Consider the following 20,111-nt stretch of genomic DNA (forward strand, 5'->3'; position numbering starts at 1 on the left):
CACATACGAAAAGCCCGCCGCGGCCCTATTGCCCGGCGGGCTTGTTTTTCGGACCTAGCGGCGGATGCCGAGTTCCGTGATGAGCGTCGTGTAACGCGCTTCATCTTTGCCTTTGACATAGTCAAGGAGCTTCCGGCGCGTGGCGACCATGGTCAGCAAGCCGCGGCGGGAGTGGTTGTCTTTTTTATTGGTCTTGAAGTGGTCGGTCAGGTTGTTGATGCGTTCCGTAAGAATCGCGACCTGAACTTCCGGGGAACCTGTATCACCATCCTTGATGGCGAATTTCTTGATCAGTTCCTGCTTTTTTTCTGCCGTAATCGACATCGGGTCTCTTTCTATAAAATCGCCAAAAGGCGAATGTTTGCAGTGTATTGCGGCCTAATGGACGCGGGGGTTTTGAGAGAATTCGGGGCCTGGTGTCCGCAGCCGGGATGTCGTCCAGCGAGGGATTCAGGGCGATATTCGCCTCAAGGGGCGGCTTATGACGGATTTAGGCCCGTTTGGGAAGGGGGCGGGGTGATATGGCCGGTCGTCTGGCGCTGTGCGTTTTGAGGGCGTCAGGCTGTCCAAATCCCTATTCGAGTGGATGTGGTTTCAGATCGCTGGAAGCGATATGCCAGCGCAGCTGCTCTTCCGTGGCGCCAGGCACGTCGTTGACCCGTTTAATCGTGACCGGGCCGACCATGCGGAAGGGCTGCCCATCCGTCATCTCACCCGTCATGGTGACTTCCGGCTCATAGTAGAGCGAGCCGGCTGCGCCCTCGGCCTGAACGTCCGTGTATTCGATATGGATGGACTTGTACTGCTGATAGGCGGCCGCGAATTCGGCTTCCGAGAGGCCACTCTGGGCCCCTTCGTCTCCCCATTGGGCCCGCGCTGTGGACCAATCGCCCGCTTCAAGCGCGCTGGCCCAGGTTTGCAAGACGCTTTCGGGTGTGGACGCGGTGACCGGCGCCTCAGGGGCAGGATTGGTCTGTTCCGGTGCAACGGCGCCCGGCTCTGCCATCGTGGCCGGCTCCGGGGCGGGCACTTCGGTTTCAGGTGGCTGGCAGGCGGCAGCGAGGAGCGCGAGTGTGCAGATGGCGATACGGTTCATCCTTTTACTCCTTTCAAGAGTGTCGGGACATCAATCGCCAGGGTGCTGACTCGTTCCGCGATCAGGCGCTTTGGGTCTCGCGAATATTGAAAACGCGGACGGGTTCGAAATGGCCTGCGCGCACATCGCCCAGGGCGACGGCTGTTCCGTTGCAGGTGGCGAGCGCGACCCGGTCTTCCTCGTCGGCCGGATTGCGGGCATCGCGCCAGGCCTCGAGAATGTGCGGCATCAGCATGATCGTGCGGCCCTGGCGCAGGCTGGCAGCATCGCCCGGGCTGACGGCCAGATCGGGAATGCCGGTGAGGACCGATTGCAGAGGCTTCAGCGCGGCGAGCAGGTCTGCCTTTTCAGTCATGCCCTGAAGGGCCTCAACCGAAATGGCGTCCGGCGCCGAGAAGGCGCCGACGCGCGTACGGCGCAGCTGGCTGATATGGCCTTCGCACTCAAGATCGAAGGCAAGGTCCCGGGCCATCGCGCGGACATAGAAGCCCTTTCCCGAGGTAACGTGCACAACCGTATGGTCGGCATCCGGCATGCCGATCACCTTGGCCGAATGGACCATGACTTCGCGGGATTTCAGCTCGAAATCCTCGCCTTCACGGGCAAGATCATAGGCGCGCTGCCCGTCGACCTTGATTGCGGAGAATTTGGGCGGGACCTGTTCGATGAGGCCGAGATAATTGGCGAGCACCGCCTCGACGGCTTCGCGGGTGGGGCGGGCGTCGGATGTGGCCGTGATTTCGCCTTCGGCGTCCTGGCTGGCGGTGGAGACGCCCCAGCGGATGGTGAAGACATATTCCTTCTCGGAATCCATCGCCCACTGGACCGTCTTGGTGGCCTCGCCAAAGGCAATCGGCAGGATGCCATCGGCCAGCGGGTCCAGCGTGCCGCCATGACCGACTTTCTCGGCATTGTAGAGGCGTTTCAGGATGGCGACCGCTTGCGTGGATGTCATTTCAACGGGTTTGAAGAGGTTGAGCCATCCGCTGACCGGATCACCCTTACGTTTTCTTTGACGGGCCAAATTTTTTGTCTCCTGCGGACCCGTGGCGGTTCGAACGCCGACGATCCGTCTCTTGCGGGCATATTCAAAATGAAGGCGCGGCCTTAGGCCGGGCGGCGGCTGGCGTCAACCGCAGAGGTTCAGGATGCGCTCTTGAGCTGGGCGGCGGCTACCGCCTCTTCCTCATCGGCATCGAACAGGATTTCCGGGTCGTCTGATCCTGGCGCCAGTTCAGGCCGGGCAGGGGACCTTGCCGCGGGCTGGGCCGCCCTCGGAAGTTTCAGGTCGACAATATCGAGGTTGAGGTCGAATTCACCGACGGTTTCAGTGTCGCCCGTATCCATCTTGTGGCGGACAATGTCGCGGATCTTGATGAGCACGTCGCGATTGTCGTCGACAATGGGAATCTGCCGGGCATCGGATGCGCCGATGGTAAGGCGGTAATAGGGTTCGCGCCTGCGAATTTTCGCTGCGATCATGGCGGCGCGAATGCCGAGGAAGATGCCAAGCAGCAGAAGTACGCCAGCGATGAACAGGGCGACCGTGCTGGAGGGCTGGTTGGGCACAAGGCCCCACCAGGCGAGCGCAGCCAGTGCAAAGAAGAGATTGGCGACGCAAAGCGTGGCGTGCAGGCGCTGGCTCTGGCGGTTACGGGGCATGTCCCACGGCGCAAATTCCATGGATTCGACACACATGGTGGCGATGCGGCGAATGGCGATCGTGTCATCGCCCAACTGTAGCGATGCCGCCGATATTTCGCCGTGGCGGGCGCCTTCCATATCGAGTGTCTGGCGGTCCATAAGGCCCGTCCCCCTGTCACAAGTCCATTAACGGTCTCAACAGATGGCCGGGATGTCAAATGACAATGCGGATAAGACGCCTGTGAGGCGAAGCTCAGTCTTCGAGATCGCGTTTGACGCGCGGATCGGCCAGAAGACGGTCAATATGCGTGGCTTCGTCATAGGATTTGTCGGCGATGAAGTGCAGCTGTGGCGTGAACTTCATGTCGATCTCGCGGCCCAGTTTGCCGCGCAGGAAGGCGGCTGCCCGGGTGAGGGCCTCGGCGAGCTTGTCGCGGCCTTCCTGTGTGTCATCGCCCAGCGGCGTGACGAAGATATTGGCGTGGCGCAGGTCGGGTGAGCAGCGCACCTCGCCCACGGTGATGATGACACTGGCGAGATCGGGATCGCGAAGGTCTTCCCGCGTGAGGATGTCAGCGAGGGCGTGACGGATGATCTCGCCGGCGCGGAGCTGGCGCTGGGAGGGCATGCCGGCGGAGGCGGGTTTACGAGCCATCAATTAGGAGCCTTTTCCTGCAGGCGTGTGGTGAACGCGGCGCGGGCCGCCTTGTCCTTGCCGAACCATGCGTCCGGAATGATCAGCGCATCCGCACCGTTAATAAGCACAGATACATGACTGCGCGATGTGCGGACTGCTTCAACACAGGCCCAATCTATCCGGGTTTCGATACCGCCGCGCTTTACAAGAATGGCTGCGTCATCAAGTGAAATGGCCGTTTCAAGCGTCATTTCCGTGCCCCGTCCGAATTTGTGCCGGTAGGACCAGCGGATGAAGATGAGATACCAGCTGATCCCGGCAAATGCCGCCACAAGCGCCGCAATGAACCATTGCCAGTATTCCGACAGCCCGGCCATGCGCATGGCTTCGCGTACCATGACAGACATGCTGGCCGAAATGACCGGCGCGGTAACCCCGGCATAATAGACGGCCGTGGGGCCGACCGAGCCGCCGCGCGTGAGACGGGTAAGGCGTCTCACATCTTTCTCCCGGAGGAGGCCGGATATGCGCAGCGGCTTTGTCATACTGCCTGTCTTTAGGCGAGCGTCCTTGCGATTTCCTCAACCTGGAAGCACTCGATCTTGTCGCCGACGCGGATGTCTTCATAGCGTTCGAAGGCCATGCCGCATTCCATGCCGCTGGAAACTTCGTTCACTTCATCCTTGAAGCGCTTGAGCGTTTTCAGCTTGCCTTCGTGGATCACGACATCGTCGCGCAGGAGGCGGACGCCGCAACCGCGGACAACCTTGCCCTCGGAGATGCGGCAACCAGCAACCTTGCCGGTCTTCGTGATGTTGAAGACTTCGAGAATGTCGGCGTAGCCGAGGAAGGTTTCGCGCTTCTCCGGCGCCAGCATGCCCGACAGCGTGGATTTCACGTCGTCGATCAGGTCGTAGATCACCGAATAATACCGGATTTCGACGCCTTCTTTTTCGGCCAGGTCGCGGGCCTGCTTGTTGGCGCGGACGTTGAACGCAAAGATCGGCGCATTCGACGAGCGGGCGAGCAGGACGTCGCTTTCGGAGATACCGCCGACAGCGCCATGGATGACGCGGGCGCGGACTTCTTCGGTCGAGATCTTGTCGAGCGACATGGAGATGGCTTCGACGGAGCCCTGAACATCGCCTTTGACGACGACAGGGAGTTCCGAGGTTTCCACCGTGCCGTCCTTGAGGCGGCTGAGCAGCTGGTCGAGCGAAGCACGCGCGGCGGCGCCTGCCTTACCGGAGACCTGACGCTTGTTGCGGACACGGTATTCCGTGATTTCGCGGGCGCGGGCTTCGGTATCGACCACAACGAAGGGTTCGCCCGGATCCGGGGCCCCATCAAGGCCAAGCACTTCGACGGGCAGCGACGGGCCGGCATCAGCGAGTTGCTGGCCGCGTTCGTCCGTAATGGCGCGAACCTTGCCCCATTGGGCGCCGGCCACGACGATATCACCGCGTTTCAGTGTGCCGCGATTGACCAGTATGGTTGCAACAGGGCCGCGGCCCTTGTCGAGCTGGCTTTCGATCACGACACCATCAGCGGCGCGGTCAGGGTTGGCAGCGAGTTCGAGCAGTTCTGCCTGAAGTGTAATCGCGTCAGTCAGCTCATCGAGACCGATGCGCGACTTGGCGGACACTTGAACGGCCTGCGTCGAGCCACCCATGGATTCAACCTGGATGTCATGCTGCAGGAGGTCGGTAAGGACCTTTTCCGGCTGCGCATCGTGCAGGTCGATCTTGTTGACGGCGATGATGAGCGGAACGCCGGCGGCCTTGGCGTGATTGATGGACTCAATCGTCTGCGGCATCACCGAGTCGTCAGCGGCGACGACAAGGATGGCAATGTCAGTCGCATTGGCGCCGCGTGCGCGCATGGCGGTAAAGGCAGAGTGGCCCGGCGTGTCGAGGAAGGTGATCTTCTGCCCGGACTTCAGCTGAACCTGGTAGGCGCCGATATGTTGCGTAATGCCGCCGGCTTCGCCTGCCACAACGTCGGTAGAGCGCAGGGCATCCAGAAGGGATGTCTTGCCGTGGTCGACATGGCCCATGATCGTGACGATCGGTGGGCGTGGCTTCATCAAGGCCGGATCATCGGCTTCGCCCTCAAGGCCGATTTCAACATCGGATTCGGCAACGCGCTTGACCGTGTGGCCAAATTCTTCGGCAATCAGTTCCGCCGTGTCGGCATCGATGATGTCATTGCCGCGCAGCATTTCGCCCTGGTTGATCATGAATTTGACGACGTCGGCGACGCGCTCGTTCATGCGGCCTGCGAGATCCTGCAGGGTGATGGTTTCCGGCAGTGTGACTTCGACGGAGACTTTCTCGCGCTGTTCGCCACCGCCGAAACGGCGTTCGCGTTCGCGATCACGGGCCCGCTTGAGCGAAGCAAGTGAGCGTTGGCGGTCAGCGTCGTCGCCGAGCGCAGAGGAAATAGTGAGCTTGCCACGGCGGCGTTCGCCACTGTCGCGGACTGTGCGGGCGGCAGCATCGCGCGAACGGTCGTTGCGATCATCCTTGCCCTTGCCACGTTTGCCACGACTAGCGGCTTCTTCTGCCGTCGGTTCCGGAACGGACGCGTCAGCGGCAGCATCCTGTTTGGAACGGCCGCGGGCTGGCTTGGCGTCGGCTGTCACAGGTGCGTCAGCTGCTGCGGCGGCAGCGGCTTCCTCAGCCTTGCGCGCCTCTTCTTCAGCTTTACGACGGGCTTCGGCTTCTTCGCGCTCACGCGCTTCAGTAGCCTTGCGCTCCTGTTCGGTGCGGAGGCGATCCTGGGCCGCTTCGACCTGAATGTTTTCCTTGGCGCGGTTGGCTTCTTCAGCCTTGCGCGCCAGAAGAACCTTCTGACGCGTCTTCAGTTCCTCGACTGTGATGCCCAGCTTTTTCGCCGTAGCGATCAGGCGCGCTTCAAGCGTGTCTGTTTTCTTGGCGGGTGCGTTGTCTGAAGGCGTGGGGCCTGAGCCGCCTGGGCCAACCGCCCGGCGCTTCTTGGTCTCAACCACAACCTGCTTCGAGCGACCATGGCTAAAGCTTTGCTTCACCGTACCGGCAGATTTGCGGGCCACGGTGAGCGGCTTGCGGCCACCCTGATTATTACCTGTATCGTTCGTTTCGCTCATACGTCCTACATATCACAATTTGAACCGAAGCGCCCATGCGTCCCGGCAAGTTTTCAAGACCGATCCTGATCCTTGAACCAGTTCAATTCGGGGGCTTCGCGAAAGCCGGTCAACCGGCGATAGGCCAGAGTCCACGTCTTCGCAATGGCTCCCTTGCGGACGAGACCGTGTATCACACGCTCCCGGCCAAAAGCCATGCCCAATTCCGCCGAGGTGAGAGCCCCAGCGACGTTCACGCTGCTATATAATGCTTTCGCGAGAAAATACACCTTGTTGCGCCCATCTTCTGCACCATCGGACGCCTCAAGCAGGATTCCGTGGGTTCTGTTGCGCAGTGCGTCCTTCACCTGGTCGTAACCAAGGATCACGCCCCCCGCCTTCTTCGCCATGCCGAGCACACTCTGGCAACGTTTCAGCAGAAGGCCTTCGACCTGATCAACCAGGCCATCGGGCACTTTTACCTGCATTTTGAAACCACGCGCGAAGGCGCCTTTGGTTGCCGCCAGCTCGATTGTCTGGCGATCAGCCTTCACCCAGACACCGCGGCCCGGAAGCTTTGAATTGATGTCAGGTGTGACGACCATGTCGGGCGATAGCACAAAGCGCACCATCTCCGTCTGCGCCAGACGCTCTCGCGTCACGGCGCACTGACGGACGGGGCCCTCCCCATCCGTCGTATCACCTGCAGTGCCGGCTAAGCGCGGATCACTCTTTCGGTGCGGCTTCGTCATCGCCGCCCTCCGCTGCCAGGGCGTCGAGATCAAACTCAAGCTCTTCAAGCGCGGCGTCTGCCGCATCTGCGCCGCCGAGATCGCCAAGGGCGAGCAGGGCGCGTTCTTCTTCGGTCAGGTCAGCCGTCGACGTTTCTTCAGGCTGCTGTGCAGCGATCAGTTGTTCGATGGCGTCCTGTTCGATCCAGCCAGCGATGACGCGGGCCTTCATAATGAACATCTGGGCGTCGTCCTTACGCATTTCGCCCTTCTTCAGGATGCCCTCGACCCAGACAGGCTTGCCATCAGGACCGGGCTCACGGAAGCCGGTGATGTCGTCGGGCACGAGGCCAGCGACGTCTTCAACAGTCTTCACGCCCTCCTGGCCGAGTTTCACGGCGAAGGCTGGCGTCATGCTGTCGAGTTCCATGACTTCGTCTTCAACGCCGAGTTCACGACGCTTGGCGTCGTTTTCAGCGGCGAGGCGATCGAGGAATTCGCGGGCGCGTTCCTGCAGCTCGGCTGCAACGTCCTCGTCGAAGCCTTCGATCTGGATGAAGTCTTCCGGTGCCACGAAGGCGATCTCTTCGACCGTTTCGAAACCTTCGGACGCAAGCAGTTGGGCCAGCGTTTCGTCGGCATCGAGGGCCTTCATGAAGAGGTCGGTCCGCTCCTGGAATTCGCGCTGGTAGCGCTCGGAGTCGGCAGACTCTGTCACGAGGTCGATCTGCCAGCCGGTGAGCTGGGAGGCGAGGCGCACGTTCTGGCCGCGGCGGCCAATGGCCAGCGGGAACTGGTCATCAGCGACGACGACTTCAACGCGGCGTTCCTCTTCGTCCAGCACCACTTTCGACACTTCGGCCGGCTGCAGGGCGTTCACGATGAAGGTCGCGTCGTCATAGTTCCACGGGATGATGTCGATTTTCTCGCCCGAGAGCTCGCCAACGACGGCCTGCACGCGCGCACCGCGCATACCGACACAGGCACCGACCGGATCGATCGAGCTGTCGTTCGAGATAACGCCGATTTTCGCACGGCTGCCCGGGTCGCGGGCGCAGGCACGGATATTGATGACGCCATCATACACTTCAGGTACTTCCTGAGCGAACAGCTTGACCATGAAGTCAGGCGCGGCGCGCGACAGGAAGATCTGCGGGCCCTTCACTTCGCGGCTGACCTTGTAGAGATAGGCGCGGACGCGGTCGTTTGGCTGGAAGTTCTCGCGCGGGATACCGTCATTGCGGCGGATGATGCCCTCTGCGCGGCCCAGGTCGACGATGATGTGGCCATATTCGACGCGCTTGACGATGCCGTTGATGATCTCGCCGACACGGTCCTTGTATTCATTATACTGGCGTTCGCGCTCGGCATCGCGCACCTTCTGCATGATCACCTGTTTGGCGGTCTGCGCGGCGACACGGCCGAAATCGAAGGGCGGGAGCTCTTCCTTCAGTTCGCTGCCGACTTCCAGTTCGGAATCGATGCGCTTGGCTTCCGAGAGGCGCAGTTCCTTGGATTCGTCTTCAAGGTCAGCATCAGCGACGACTGTTTGAATGCGCCAGAGCGTCTGTTCGCCCGTTGTCGCGTCGATCTTCGCGCGGATGTCATGCTCCTGGCCGTACTTGGCCTTGGCGGCCTTTTCGATGGCCTCCTGCATGGCTTCGACGACGATGCGCTGGTCGATCGATTTTTCCTCTGCGACTGCCTTGGCAATCTGCAGGATTTCCAGCCTGTTGGCTGAAACGCCGATTGTGTTCATGTGACGTCTCCCGTCTTCTCGTTTGTATCTGTGTCGTCTTCGGTTTCGTCGATCTCGAATTCCTCAAGACCGTCTTCGTCCATTTGCGGCGGCAGGCTGCCGTCAGCGCGGGCAGCCTCAATCAGCGCGTCGGTGAGGACGAGCGAGGCGCGGCTCATCTCATTTACATGGGCAACCAGTTTGGTCTCATCGTCCAGTTCGATATGCGCGCCGTCTTCGTCTTCACCCGTGATCGTGCCGGTAAAGCGGCGCCGGCCATCAAGCGGGCGTGCCAGTTCGATCCTGACTTCATGTCCCACCCAGCGGCCGAAATCCCCGGGCCGGGTCAGTGGGCGGTCAATGCCGGGCGTCGAGACTTCCAGCACATAGGCTTCCTTGATCGGATCGGCTTCCTCGAACACAGGGCTGAGAGCCCGCGAGAGTTTGGCGCAATCCTCGACACTGGTCGGGGCGCCGCCGGTCCGCTCGGTCATGATCTGCAGGCCCGGACGGCGTCCGCCCATGACGCGCAGGCGCACGATCTCAAGCCCGAGACGCTCGGCCACGGGGGCAGCGATCTCGAGAATACGGCGTTCCTGTTCGGTCAGGGCAATCATTGTATCAGGGCAAATCCGGGCAAAGAAAAACGGCGGCCCCGTTGCCGGAACCGCCGCCGATATTTTTCGACTTGAGGGCTATATAGAGGCGGATGTCCTGTATGTCGAGTGGCTAGTCCACTAACGGCCAGACAACAAAACGGCGGCCCTGTGGTCAGGACCGCCGTTGCAGATCGTCTGTCAGGACGAAATGACGCCTACAGGATCTTCAGATCCACTGCCGAAGTCTTGCCTCGGCGTTCGTCCTTGTAGAGTTCGTAGGAGATTGCCTGATCTTCGGCGAGAGTCCGCAGGCCGGAGCGCTCAACAGCCGAAATGTGGACGAATACGTCGGTGCCGCCATCGTCAGGCTTGATGAAGCCGAAGCCCTTCTGGTCGTTGAACCATTTCACTTTGCCAGTTGCCATTACTTTATTCCTTCGCGTTTAGCTAAAACGTCCAGGCACCCTCATGAACCTGATCCGCCTATCGAAACGGGTAGGAAGAAAGTCATAGCCGCCGGTCTGACGGGGTCTTGATATTCAGACCGACCGAATTCGATGGCGACATGAAACACACAAGTGCGACATTTCGTCAAGTAAATCCAGTTAGGGTTGCACGCGGAAGTCGAACCAGACCGGTTCGCAGTCGCCCAGTCGCTTGGCTTCATATCGTGTCGGCACATGATCGTCAGGCGCCGATCGCCAGTCTGCGGCGCGTTCTGCCTGCCATTCGAAGCCGCCATGCGCTAGGAATCGGCCGAGCGCTTCGTCAGCATAGCTTGCGACATCGGTTGCAAAACGCACTCGGGCGCCGGGCGACAGGATGCGGTGCAATGATTGCAGGAAGCCGGGCTGGACAAGGCGCCGCTTCTGCTGACGCTTCTTGGGCCAAGGGTCAGGAAAAAGGATGAAGACCTGATCCACAGACGCATCGGTGAGGCTATCGATGAGTGTGCGGGCATCATCCATCCAGAGTCGGACGTTGGCGAGGGAGTTGTCCTCAACGCCGACAAGCGCCTTGGCCATGCCTTCGATGAAGGGCTCGCAGCCGATGAAGCCTGTCTCAGGTGCGCGGCGGGCCTGTTCGATCAGGTGCTCTCCACCGCCGAAGCCTATCTCAAGGCAAACGGGCCCCGGCGTTGAAAATAGGGTGTGCGGGTCGAGCAGGCCCGGCGTGCCGACAGGAACGGTGAGGCGCGGCAACAGGCTGTCGATAAGCTCCTGCTGTCGGCCAGACAGCGGGCGGCCACCCTTGCGCCCAAATGTACGGATGGGGCGGGTGGAGGGATCTTGTGTGGGGGAGGTCATGATCCCCGCCTATTGCCCCAGCGTGCCGGGGCAATCAATCCTGTTGTTTGAACTCGAATGCAGAGGCTGCAGCGCGCACAGTGTTGAGCAGGGACTTGCGCAGCGACATGTCTTCTATCTTCTGGAATGCGGCAATGAGCTCAAGCATTTCCGAATTCATCACCGGGGCGTGAATGTCGTCACCATCCTCGGCAAACTGAGCATTCTCATGCTCGACAAAATTTTCCGCACCTTCGTAAAAATACGTTATCGGAACACCGAGTACGGAGGCTATTTCGAAGAGCCTGCCGGCCGAAATACGGTTAACGCCCTTCTCGTATTTTTGGACTTGCTGGAAGGTGAGGCTCAAAAGCTCGCCGAGCTTTTCCTGTGTGAGTTTCAGCTCCCGCCGACGCCAGCGCACCCGCTGGCCTACCACTCGATCAATTCCGCTCGGTAGTTTGTTCTCTGACATATCCCACCCGGAGTGCTTAGCGCTTGTATTTTCATGACACTTTAACGCCGCCAGCTTGCGAAAGCTAGACCTGCGAATAGACAGATGCTCAGCCAGAAGAGAATTATGCCGATGCGGTGTTGGTAAATTGTCTCTTCCGCAGGAACCGGCAAACGGCCGCGACCGTAAGCGGCACTCCAGCCTTCGGGTGCGCTGGCATAGGGCGTTCCGCGCAAAACTTCGCGGCCATAGCCATCAACAATTCCTGACGCCCCACGGCTGGCAACGCGTGCCATGGGCAGGCCGGTCTCGATCGCGCGGTAGCGATTCTGTGCATAATGCTGTGCCGGGCCCATTCCGCCCCCGAACCATGCGTCGTTGGAAATCAGCACCAACCAGTCGGCTCGACCATTCAGGTTCGCGTTGCGCGGGATAGAGGGAAAGAGGCCTTCGTAGCAGATCATGGCAACAAAAGGCGGGACGTTGTCTGCATAGATCACGGCAGGGCCAGGGCCCGGCTTGAAGCCATCCGTTGCCATGCGCTGCATGGCGCCGGGAAGGATACCGGAAATGTAGCGGCCGAATGGAATGACCTCGGCGGCGGCAAGTTCGCCAAAGGGGACAAGCCTGTGCTTGTCATAGAGTGCGAGGGGGCCGGAGCGCGCGGCGCTCTGGTCGATGACGGTCAGGCTGTTGAAATAATCGCGCGCGTCATCACCCGTTATTTCATAGCGCGTGGTCCCAGCTATGAGGACACGTGGCCCGAGGTAGGCATCGATGATGTCGATGGCGTTGGGGTCCTGCAGCAGGTTCACCGGGATAGCGCCTTCCGGCCAGAGGATGATGTCGCCCGGGGCGCCTTCCTCTGTCGTCATCATCTTGATGTATTCGTTGAGGATGGGGTCTGGCCCGACTTCCCATTTCTTGTCCTGTGGCACGCCGGAATCCATCAGCACGATTTGCGTGTCGGACAGCGGCGACGGCTCGGCAATCCGCTGCGCGCCCCATGCCCAGCCAAGGGCAACGAGTATGCCGGCGCCAAAGACAGGCATCATGCGCACGGCGAGGCCGCGCATATCGCGGGTGTCTACCAATGCGGCGGGGGCGGCCATTACGAAGACAGTGAGAAGGGTGAGCCAGTAGACACCGCCGACGGACGCGGCCTGCGAAAGCGCGCCGCCGGGGACCCAGGTAGTGCCAGGCAGGTTCCAGGGGAAGCCGCCGAACAAATGCCCGCGTACAAATTCAGCCAGCGAGAAGAAAAGGGCAAAAACGAAAACCCGCGAGGGCGAGGCTGACCAGAAAGCGCCTGCCATGGCGCCCGCTGCGCCCCAGATCAGGGCCATGCCGGCAGGCAGCAGGATCAGTGGCATCCACAGAAAGATCGCGAATTTTTCGGGCTCGACGAGGAAGGGCGCCGCCGTCCAGTGCATGCTGATCAGGAAGAAGCCGACCCCAAAGGCCCAGGTCCGCAGGAACACGGCCCTGCCCCAGCGCCTGTGACCTCGGGCGCCATCCAGCATCCAGACGAGACCAGTGAAGGAAATAACCAGTACGGCGCTGAAGTGAAAAGGTGCGAAGGCGACCGCCGAGAAAGCGCCCAGCAGGAAGGCTGTGCCGGCGGCGGCCCAGCCCGTCAGGCGCGCGAACGCCTCATGCAGGGGGCCAAGGGCGGTGAACCCGTGGCTGCGCACTCCGTCTTTCATGCTCTACTCCTGGGGAATTGGCTCTGCGCCAGTCTCCGGTGTGCGCAGGCGAAGGCGGCGTATGCGGCGCGCGTCTGCATCCATGACCTCGATTTCGACGCCGCTGGGATGGCGCAGGACCTCACCACGGACAGGTACCTTGCCCGCAAGCGCGAAGACAACCCCGCCAAGCGTGTCGATGTCCGTTTCCATGTCGGCGAGTTCAAGATCAATTCCGGTTTCCTCTGCGAAATCGTCGATTTCGGTGCGTGCATCGGCTTCCCAGACCCGCTGGCTCCGGCGCACGAACATGGGCTCCTCATCGTCGTGTTCGTCTTCGATGTCACCGACGATTTCTTCGACCAGGTCTTCAAGGGACACGAGGCCATCTGTGCCGCCGTATTCATCGACGACAAGACCAAGATGTATCCGCGTTGATTGCATCTTCACAAGCAGATCTGTCAGCTTCATCGAAGGCGGGACATAGAGCACTTCGCGGTGCAGGCGCTCAAGCGGCCGCTTGTTGATTTCGCCGCCTGTGGCGAGTTCCTTCACAACATCCTTGATGTGGACAAAGCCGATCGGATCATCGAGCGACTCCCGGAAGACGGGCAGTCGTGAGTGGGTCACTTCGGCGAAATACTTCAGAAGATCGGGAAACTCAGTGCCGACTTCGACAGCTTTTACTTCCGCGCGCGCCACCATGACGTCTTCAACGCGGAGCTGTTCGAACTCGACAATGCGCAGACGCATGTCGTGGGGTGTGACGGACGGTGTGCCGTCAGCGGAGTCGGAAGCTTGATGTTCGGCATCATGTCCCTTGCGGCCAAAGCCGAACATCTTGCGTAATCGCCCGCTAGGGACAGGATCTGAAGGGTCTGGGTCGCTCATCTAATTAGGTGCTTTAATCTGACTCATAGGGATTGGCTATGCCGAGTGAGGCAAGGGCCGCGATTTCGAGGGCTTCCATGATCTCGGCTTCGTCCGGCTGCATGTGATCATGCCCGAGCAGGTGGAGATAGCCATGGACAAGGAGGTGGGTGAGGTGGTCTGCGAGTGTTTTGCCCTGTGCGGCGGCATCGCGTGTGCTGATGCCATATCCGACGGCAATATCGCCGAGAAGCGGGCGATCCATCGGCAGGGCCGGGAAGGACAGGACGTCGGTCACCTTGTCGATGCCGCGGAAGTCCTTGTTGAGCTGTTGGAGCACAGCGTCGTCTGTCAGGAGAAGCGACACGGTGCCGTCAGCTCGTTCCACGCTGCGCCCGGCATCGAAGGCGCGCTGGCTCAGGGCTTCGAGGTTTCCGAGGGCGTCCCAGCCGTCATCTTCAACGATCAGGTCGATATCGATCATTGTGTGGGTCAGCCCTCTCCGGCGGCCGCGTAGGCATCGATGATGCGGCTGACCAGCCCGTGGCGGACAACGTCTGCAGCCGTGAGGTAATGCGCCTGAATGCCATCGACGCCTTCAAGGATGCGCAGGGCGTGTTTCATCCCCGATGGCTGGCTGCCCGGAAGGTCGACTTGTCCGGGATCGCCCGTCACCACCATGCGGCTGTCGCGGCCAAGGCGGGTCAGCACCATTTTCATCTGGGCGACGGACGTGTTCTGTGCCTCATCGACGATAACGAACGCATTCTTGAGCGTACGGCCGCGCATGAAGGCGAGTGGAGCAACCTCGATTTCACCGCGCGCCATGCGCCGTTCCATTTGCTCCTGTCCCATAAGGTCGCGCAGGGCGTCCCAGATCGGCAGCATGTAGGGGTCGACTTTTTCCTCAAGCGTACCCGGCAGGAAGCCGAGCTTCTCGCCCGCCTCAACGGCCGGGCGGGTTACGATCAGGCGCTGGCGCAGGCCCGTGGTGAGTTCTGCAACGCCTGCCGCGACGGCGAGGAATGTCTTGCCTGTGCCGGCCGGGCCGACGCCAAAGACGAGGGCATTGTCAGCATTTGCAAGCAGTTCGAGGTACTTGGCCTGACCGCGTGTCTGGGGCTTGATTGGCTTTTTAAGGCCGACCAATCCTCCAAATGTCTGGGCAGGGGTGAGGGCTGCTTCGAGGGCGCCTTCGACTTCCATGTCATTGGCCTCCGTGCCGCTGCGGATGCGGCGTTCGAGTTCGGCCAGCGTCGCCTCCGCGATGGAAACCCCTTCTGCGGTGCCGATCAGCAGGATGCCGCCGCCCTGGCTTTCGGCGCGCAGGCCGAAATCGGCCAGCTTGGTCTCAAGTATCTGGAGATGGCGATGGTGCGGGCCGCACAGGTCCCGCAGCCGCTCGGCATTGCGGACTTCGTAGATGCGGCTGATCGGTGCCTCGGGCGAGGCGGGCTTACGGCGCTTGACGGTCACGCGGCGTCCTCTCGGACCGACACGCATTGGCCGGTCAGTGAATTCATGCTGGAATCGATCATGCGCACAGAGGCGATCTGGCCGATCATGCTTTCCGGTCCTTCGAAGTGGACGGCCTGCTGATAGGGCGAGCGGCCATGGATCTGGCCTGGGCGTCGTCCCTTGCCGGTGACAAGTACGTCCATTGTCCGACCGATGCATGAGGCATTGAAGGCCGTTTGCTGGTCACGCAGCAGGGATTGAAGGGCCTGCAAGCGGGCATCCTTCACGTCTTCCGGCACCTGGCCGAACATCTCGGCGGCCGGCGTGCCGGGGCGCTTGGAGTATTTGAATGAATAGGCCGTGGCGAAGCCTGTCTGTCGGATGAGGTCCATCGTTGCTTCGAAATCGTCATCGGTCTCGCCCGGAAAACCGACGATGAAATCGGAGGCGAGGCCTATGTCCGGCCGGGCCGCGCGTACTTTGCGTATGATCTCGTGGAAATCGGCTGCTGTGTGGCCACGGTTCATGGCCTTGAGAATGCGATCGGAGCCGGACTGCACGGGCAGGTGCAGGAAAGGCATCATGGCGGACGTGTCGCCGTGGGCAGCGATCAGGTCGTCATCCATATCGCGCGGGTGGCTTGTTGAGTAACGGATGCGGTCAATGCCGCCGATCTTGGCAATGTGGCGGCAAAGCTGGCCAAGCGTCCAGTCAGCCACGCCTTCAAGGACAGGAGCTGCGCCGTGGAAGGCGTTCACGTTCTGGCCGAGAAGGGTGATTTCGCGAACGCCCTGCGCCGCAAGGCCGCGCGCCTCGGCAACGATATCATCGACACTGCGCGAGAGCTCGGCGCCGCGTGTGTAGGGCACGACACAGAACGTGCAGAACTTGTCGCAGCCTTCCTGCACCGAGAGGAAAGCGGCGGGACCATCCACTTCACGGGCTTTCGGCAGGGCGTCGAACTTTTCGAGCGTCTCGAACTCGGTTTCCAGGCGGTCACCAACGGCGCGGCTGACGCGGGCGATCATTTCCGGCAGCTTGTGATAGGCCTGTGGGCCCAGCACGAGGTCAACTGCCGGCTGGCGGCGGATAAGCTCTTCGCCTTCGGCCTGGGCGACGCAACCTGCTACGGCAATCGTCATCCGGCCGCCGGAGGCCTCTTTCATCTTCTTCAGCTGGCCAAGTTCGGAATAGACCTTTTCGGTCGCCTTTTCGCGGATGTGGCAGGTGTTGAGGACGACAAGGTCGGCGTCTTCGGGCCCATCAACCGGCGCATAGCCGAGGGGGCGCAAGACATCACGCATGCGTTCGGAATCATATACGTTCATCTGGCAGCCATAGGTCCGGATAAAGAGACCTTTGGCGGGCTTTGCGGTGTCGGTTGAATTCATCCGCGGGCTTATGCCTCAAAAGCGCCCGTTCTGCCAGAACCTTGTGCGGCTGTTGGGGAATGGCAGTTGGGCCCGGTTGGCAAAGTGACTAAAGCTTCACATGAGGGCAAACGTGGCTAGGGTGGCGCCAGTTTAATCAAACAGGGAGGCCGGGGAGGCCCATGGAAAATCTGATTCACTCGCTCAACGGGCTGGTATGGGGCATTCCGATGCTGACCCTGCTGCTCGGAACAGGTCTGTATCTGACGATCGGCCTGCGTTTCCTGTCGGTGACGCGGCTACCTTACGCCTTCAAACAGCTGTTCAAGAAGCCTGACAGCAATGACGAAGGTGATGTGACCCCGTTCGGCGCCCTGATGACGGCGCTGTCGTCCACAATCGGCACCGGCAATATTGCCGGCGTTGCCGCGGCCATCGCCATTGGCGGCCCGGGCGCGGTATTCTGGATGTGGATGACGGCCATTGTGGGCACGGCGACCAAGTATTCCGAAGGCGTGCTGGCCGTGAAGTTCCGGGAAATTGATGCAGAGGGGCGCCATGTCGGCGGGCCGATGTATTACATCAAGAACGGTATGGGTTCGAAATGGATCTGGCTGGGCGGCGTGTTTGCCACCCTTGGCGTTCTCGCAAGCTGGGGCACGGGCGCGTCGATCCAGTCGAACTCCATCGCTGATGCCCTCAATTCCACTTATGGCATCACCCCTATCATCTCTGCCGTCGCCCTGTCGGTCGGCGCTGCGGCGGTTATTCTCGGTGGTATCCAGCGGATTGCCAGCGTTGCCAGTAAGCTGGTGCCCATTATGGCCTTATCCTATCTGGCCGGTGGTCTGCTGGTTGTTGCGCTGAATATTGAAGCCGTTCCGGCTGCTTTTGGTCAAATATTCCGGGGTGCATTCGGGTTTGACAGTGCTGGCACCGGTATTTCGATCGGCCTCCTGATGCTGGCGATGCAGAAAGGTGTTGCCCGGGGTATTTTCTCCAACGAAGCAGGCCAGGGGTCTGCGCCGATCGCGCATGCTGCGGCCAAGAACCATGATCCTGTCGATCAGGGCATTATCGCGATGCTGGGTACGATCATCGATACGCTGATCGTTTGCTCGATTACGGCGCTGGTTATCCTGACCTCCGGTGTTCTGGGTGTGGATTGCATGCCGACGGCTGCAACCGCCCATGACATACTGGCCAATGGACAGGCCGCCGGCTGTGATACAGGTGCGCCGCTGACCGTGGCGGCCTTTGATGCCTCCTTGCCGGGGATTGGCCAGCACATCGTTGCCATCGGGCTCACCGTGTTCGGTTTCACGACCATTCTCGGCTGGAGCTATTATGGTGAGCGCTGCTGCGAATACCTGTTCGGCGAAAAGTCGATCCTGCCGTTTCGTATCAGCTGGATTATCGTCGTGTTCTTCGGCGCTGCCGCGCTGATGTTCGAAGGCGAAGTCAAGAACCTTGTGAACCTTTTCTGGCTCGTGGCGGACACTTTGACAGGGATGATGGCTGCGCCGAACCTTGTCGCGCTGGTTGTTCTGAGCCCGATCGTGTTCAAGCTGACGAAGGATTATTTCGCGGCGAAGAAGAATGCGGCTGACGAGGATTCTGCAATCCCGCCAGCAGAATAGGCCGAATCTTCGAGGCAAGTCAGGCCCCGCTCCCGTTCGCCGGGGGCGGGGCTTTTTCTTGCGCGGCATGTCCAAACTCTCGCCTCAGGTGAATAGGAGGGTTCCGTGAGAGGAGGATTTCTGGCTTAATATGCCATGACGTGTGGGGACACAGACGATGATACGCAAATTCGCTCTTAGCCTGTTGGCCGCCATGACCTGCCTGTCAGGTCTTGCCATCGCTCAGCCGCGCATCGCGTTGGTGATCGGCAATTCCGACTATCGCCAGTCAGGCTGGGACCTGCCCAATCCGGTCAAGGATGCCGATCTGATTTCGCAGACATTGCAGCAGATCGGCTTTGAAGTGGTGGAAGTGAAGAATGCCACGGAAGACGAAATGGAAGTCGCCTTCCAGGATTATGGCGAGCGCCTGAAAGCGGCCGGGACCGACGCGATCGGTGTGTTTTATTATGCGGGTCATGGGGTTCAGTCGGAGGGGCTGAACTATCTGGTCCCTGTCGACGCCAATGCGCGCACTGAGCAGGACCTCTGGCGGCAGGCGCCACGCCTCGGCGATGCCCTGCAATACATAAACAGCGCGGGCAATTCGGTGAATTTCGTCATCCTCGACGCCTGCCGCAATAACCCGCTGCCCAGCGCGACCAGGGACCTCTCAGGCGGCCTCGCGCCTGTCGGACGCGCACGAGGACTGTTGATCGCCTATGCGACGGAGCCGGGCTTTACAGCCTTTGATGGGGAAAACCAGCATAGCCCCTTTACCGAAGCTCTGGCGGCCGTGCTGCCGACGGATGGGCTGATTGCGGAACAGGTTTTCAAGCGTGTTGCCGACCGTGTGAGCACGGCAACGGAGGGCGCCCAGACCCCGTTCTACAATAGCGGCCTGACGGGCGAGGACATCTGTTTTGCCCAATGCATGGCAGGTACCGGCATCTCCAGCGCCGAGCAGACCGTGTTCGACCTCGCTCAAAGCCCCTGCGAATACGCCGCTTTCCTTGACCAGTATCCAGCAAGTCCACTGGCTGCGCTCGCCCGTGAGCGGGCCGCAACCTGCAATGCAACCGACGGAAGCGATGGACGGGACTTGGCTGAAAGTACGCCCGGTGCGCCGGTTTACACGCCCACAGTCGTTGCCAGCGGATCTGACATAAGCGCGTCGCTCGCCTGTATCGCGGATCATGCCAAGGCGGACATGTGCAAGCCGGATGACTGGAGCAGCGTCTACGAGGACTGTAAGACCTATGAACATGCCCTGCTGGATGATGGCGGGCTGTCGCGAACGGTGAGTGAGGGCATGTGTACGGCCAAGGGCTGGCCGGCGATCATGAAGCGTTACACATGGGAAGCGCAGAACGAGGCGGCTTTCGCCCAGAAATATGCGGCACAGCCAAATGACTTCCGCTCATCCATCACCTGCCTTGATGCCTATGCCCGCACCGATCGCTGTACTGACCGGCGCTGGAGCGAAATATACGGAACGTGCCGCACATATGACCATGAGCGGCTGAATGACGGGGTTCTGCAGGCGGCGGTAAAAGCGGGGCAATGTTCCGGGAAAGACTGGGGAACGCTGCAGATCCGGTTGGGCGCCGTGAGTGGCTTGCTCGAGCAGAAGTCGGTCGTTCCCTATGTGCAGGAGCAGATGAAGTCGAAACTGCCTTATCAGCAGGAACAGCAGCAGCAGGCCCCGCTGCCAGAGCTGGATATGGGGAAATCTTATATCCAGAAAAAGAAAAACTGAGGCACGGCGGCGCGCCCCGGCGTGCCCGAAAGAATGCCCGTAAAAACCCCGGATAGTCT

At 60.7% G+C, this 20,111-nt stretch carries 20 protein-coding genes; 2 read left to right on the forward strand and 18 right to left on the reverse strand.

Going from position 1 to position 20,111, the window contains the following annotated elements:
- Positions 1 to 54: 54 nt before the first annotated feature.
- From rpsO to miaB, 18 genes are all read right to left on the reverse strand, one after another.
- Complete coding sequence (rpsO, locus tag V7651_RS11360; protein WP_034736417.1) at positions 55 to 324, reverse strand: 30S ribosomal protein S15; 270 nt, start codon at positions 322 to 324, stop codon at positions 55 to 57.
- A 250-nt stretch (positions 325 to 574) separates the two neighbouring features.
- The gene (locus V7651_RS11365) at positions 575 to 1,096 is read right to left on the reverse strand and encodes a hypothetical protein (protein WP_335613256.1); all 522 of its coding nucleotides are present in this window, start codon (positions 1,094 to 1,096) and stop codon (positions 575 to 577) included.
- A gap of 61 nt (positions 1,097 to 1,157) precedes the next feature.
- Entirely contained in the window at positions 1,158 to 2,120 is a 963-nt protein-coding gene (gene truB / locus V7651_RS11370) for a tRNA pseudouridine(55) synthase TruB (protein WP_335613257.1), read from the reverse strand.
- Between the two features lie 119 nt (positions 2,121 to 2,239).
- Positions 2,240 to 2,899, reverse strand: coding sequence for a hypothetical protein (locus tag V7651_RS11375; RefSeq protein WP_335613258.1), 660 nt, complete (start codon positions 2,897 to 2,899; stop codon positions 2,240 to 2,242).
- 94 nt (positions 2,900 to 2,993) lie between these two features.
- Entirely contained in the window at positions 2,994 to 3,395 is a 402-nt protein-coding gene (gene rbfA, locus V7651_RS11380) for a 30S ribosome-binding factor RbfA (protein ID WP_035539802.1), read from the reverse strand.
- Positions 3,395 to 3,877 carry a YcxB family protein gene (locus tag V7651_RS11385; RefSeq protein ID WP_335590092.1) on the reverse strand — a complete coding sequence of 161 codons (483 nt, stop codon included), beginning with the start codon at positions 3,875 to 3,877 and terminating at the stop codon, positions 3,395 to 3,397. Before V7651_RS11385 ends, rbfA begins: the two co-directional genes overlap by 1 nt.
- Before the next feature lie 56 nt (positions 3,878 to 3,933).
- Entirely contained in the window at positions 3,934 to 6,504 is a 2,571-nt protein-coding gene (infB, locus tag V7651_RS11390) for a translation initiation factor IF-2 (RefSeq protein ID WP_335590091.1), read from the reverse strand.
- Positions 6,505 to 6,557: 53 nt separating this feature from the next.
- Positions 6,558 to 7,235, reverse strand: a complete 678-nt coding sequence (locus tag V7651_RS11395) for an RNA-binding protein (RefSeq protein ID WP_035539795.1) — start codon at positions 7,233 to 7,235, stop codon at positions 6,558 to 6,560.
- Positions 7,210 to 8,973, reverse strand: a complete 1,764-nt coding sequence (nusA, locus tag V7651_RS11400) for a transcription termination factor NusA (protein WP_035539794.1) — start codon at positions 8,971 to 8,973, stop codon at positions 7,210 to 7,212. Before nusA ends, V7651_RS11395 begins: the two co-directional genes overlap by 26 nt.
- Positions 8,970 to 9,569, reverse strand: coding sequence for a ribosome maturation factor RimP (gene rimP, locus V7651_RS11405; protein ID WP_335613259.1), 600 nt, complete (start codon positions 9,567 to 9,569; stop codon positions 8,970 to 8,972). The genes nusA and rimP overlap by 4 nt, the downstream gene beginning before the upstream one ends.
- 197 nt (positions 9,570 to 9,766) lie before the next feature.
- The gene (locus tag V7651_RS11410; protein ID WP_034736399.1) at positions 9,767 to 9,976 is read right to left on the reverse strand and encodes a cold-shock protein; all 210 of its coding nucleotides are present in this window, start codon (positions 9,974 to 9,976) and stop codon (positions 9,767 to 9,769) included.
- Between the two features lie 180 nt (positions 9,977 to 10,156).
- Positions 10,157 to 10,858, reverse strand: coding sequence for a tRNA (guanosine(46)-N7)-methyltransferase TrmB (trmB, locus tag V7651_RS11415; protein ID WP_335613260.1), 702 nt, complete (start codon positions 10,856 to 10,858; stop codon positions 10,157 to 10,159).
- Positions 10,859 to 10,892: 34 nt separating this feature from the next.
- Entirely contained in the window at positions 10,893 to 11,312 is a 420-nt protein-coding gene (locus V7651_RS11420; protein ID WP_035539786.1) for a helix-turn-helix domain-containing protein, read from the reverse strand.
- 41 nt (positions 11,313 to 11,353) lie between these two features.
- A complete protein-coding gene (lnt, locus tag V7651_RS11425) occupies positions 11,354 to 12,997 on the reverse strand; it encodes an apolipoprotein N-acyltransferase (RefSeq protein ID WP_335613261.1) in 1,644 nt (547 codons plus the stop codon).
- A 3-nt stretch (positions 12,998 to 13,000) separates the two neighbouring features.
- Positions 13,001 to 13,867 carry a transporter associated domain-containing protein gene (locus tag V7651_RS11430; protein WP_335613262.1) on the reverse strand — a complete coding sequence of 289 codons (867 nt, stop codon included), beginning with the start codon at positions 13,865 to 13,867 and terminating at the stop codon, positions 13,001 to 13,003.
- 13 nt (positions 13,868 to 13,880) lie between these two features.
- Entirely contained in the window at positions 13,881 to 14,330 is a 450-nt protein-coding gene (gene ybeY / locus V7651_RS11435) for an rRNA maturation RNase YbeY (RefSeq protein WP_035539781.1), read from the reverse strand.
- 8 nt (positions 14,331 to 14,338) lie between these two features.
- Complete coding sequence (locus V7651_RS11440) at positions 14,339 to 15,280, reverse strand: PhoH family protein (RefSeq protein WP_035539884.1); 942 nt, start codon at positions 15,278 to 15,280, stop codon at positions 14,339 to 14,341.
- Between the two features lie 38 nt (positions 15,281 to 15,318).
- A complete protein-coding gene (gene miaB / locus V7651_RS11445; RefSeq protein WP_335613263.1) occupies positions 15,319 to 16,695 on the reverse strand; it encodes a tRNA (N6-isopentenyl adenosine(37)-C2)-methylthiotransferase MiaB in 1,377 nt (458 codons plus the stop codon).
- Between the two features lie 161 nt (positions 16,696 to 16,856).
- On the opposite strand from miaB, the gene V7651_RS11450 reads away from it, so the two are divergent.
- Both V7651_RS11450 and V7651_RS11455 read left to right on the forward strand, forming a co-directional pair.
- On the forward strand, positions 16,857 to 18,314 hold the full coding sequence (locus V7651_RS11450; protein WP_035539777.1) for an alanine/glycine:cation symporter family protein: 1,458 nt from the start codon (positions 16,857 to 16,859) through the stop codon (positions 18,312 to 18,314).
- Positions 18,315 to 18,471: 157 nt separating this feature from the next.
- Positions 18,472 to 20,052: a caspase family protein gene (locus V7651_RS11455; protein WP_335613264.1), complete on the forward strand. Its 1,581-nt coding sequence runs from the start codon at positions 18,472 to 18,474 to the stop codon at positions 20,050 to 20,052.
- Positions 20,053 to 20,111 lie beyond the last annotated feature (59 nt).

It is taken from the genome of Hyphomonas oceanitis (assembly GCF_036964545.1).
Lineage (GTDB): Bacteria > Pseudomonadota > Alphaproteobacteria > Caulobacterales > Hyphomonadaceae > Hyphomonas > Hyphomonas oceanitis.

What these genes read in the sequence shown, in the direction of transcription:
- rpsO (WP_034736417.1), bottom strand. Translation starts at nt 324, where the DNA reads ATGTCGATTACGGCAGAAAAAAAGCAGGAACTGATCAAGAAATTCGCC.
- V7651_RS11365 (WP_335613256.1), bottom strand. Translation starts at nt 1,096, where the DNA reads ATGAACCGTATCGCCATCTGCACACTCGCGCTCCTCGCTGCCGCCTGC.
- V7651_RS11375 (WP_335613258.1), bottom strand. Translation starts at nt 2,899, where the DNA reads ATGGACCGCCAGACACTCGATATGGAAGGCGCCCGCCACGGCGAAATA.
- rbfA (WP_035539802.1), bottom strand. Translation starts at nt 3,395, where the DNA reads ATGGCTCGTAAACCCGCCTCCGCCGGCATGCCCTCCCAGCGCCAGCTC.
- infB (WP_335590091.1), bottom strand. Translation starts at nt 6,504, where the DNA reads ATGAGCGAAACGAACGATACAGGTAATAATCAGGGTGGCCGCAAGCCG.
- V7651_RS11395 (WP_035539795.1), bottom strand. Translation starts at nt 7,235, where the DNA reads ATGACGAAGCCGCACCGAAAGAGTGATCCGCGCTTAGCCGGCACTGCA.
- nusA (WP_035539794.1), bottom strand. Translation starts at nt 8,973, where the DNA reads ATGAACACAATCGGCGTTTCAGCCAACAGGCTGGAAATCCTGCAGATT.
- rimP (WP_335613259.1), bottom strand. Translation starts at nt 9,569, where the DNA reads ATGATTGCCCTGACCGAACAGGAACGCCGTATTCTCGAGATCGCTGCC.
- V7651_RS11410 (WP_034736399.1), bottom strand. Translation starts at nt 9,976, where the DNA reads ATGGCAACTGGCAAAGTGAAATGGTTCAACGACCAGAAGGGCTTCGGC.
- trmB (WP_335613260.1), bottom strand. Translation starts at nt 10,858, where the DNA reads ATGACCTCCCCCACACAAGATCCCTCCACCCGCCCCATCCGTACATTT.
- V7651_RS11420 (WP_035539786.1), bottom strand. Translation starts at nt 11,312, where the DNA reads ATGTCAGAGAACAAACTACCGAGCGGAATTGATCGAGTGGTAGGCCAG.
- lnt (WP_335613261.1), bottom strand. Translation starts at nt 12,997, where the DNA reads ATGAAAGACGGAGTGCGCAGCCACGGGTTCACCGCCCTTGGCCCCCTG.
- V7651_RS11430 (WP_335613262.1), bottom strand. Translation starts at nt 13,867, where the DNA reads ATGAGCGACCCAGACCCTTCAGATCCTGTCCCTAGCGGGCGATTACGC.
- ybeY (WP_035539781.1), bottom strand. Translation starts at nt 14,330, where the DNA reads ATGATCGATATCGACCTGATCGTTGAAGATGACGGCTGGGACGCCCTC.
- miaB (WP_335613263.1), bottom strand. Translation starts at nt 16,695, where the DNA reads ATGAATTCAACCGACACCGCAAAGCCCGCCAAAGGTCTCTTTATCCGG.
- V7651_RS11450 (WP_035539777.1), top strand. Translation starts at nt 16,857, where the DNA reads ATGGAAAATCTGATTCACTCGCTCAACGGGCTGGTATGGGGCATTCCG.
- V7651_RS11455 (WP_335613264.1), top strand. Translation starts at nt 18,472, where the DNA reads ATGATACGCAAATTCGCTCTTAGCCTGTTGGCCGCCATGACCTGCCTG.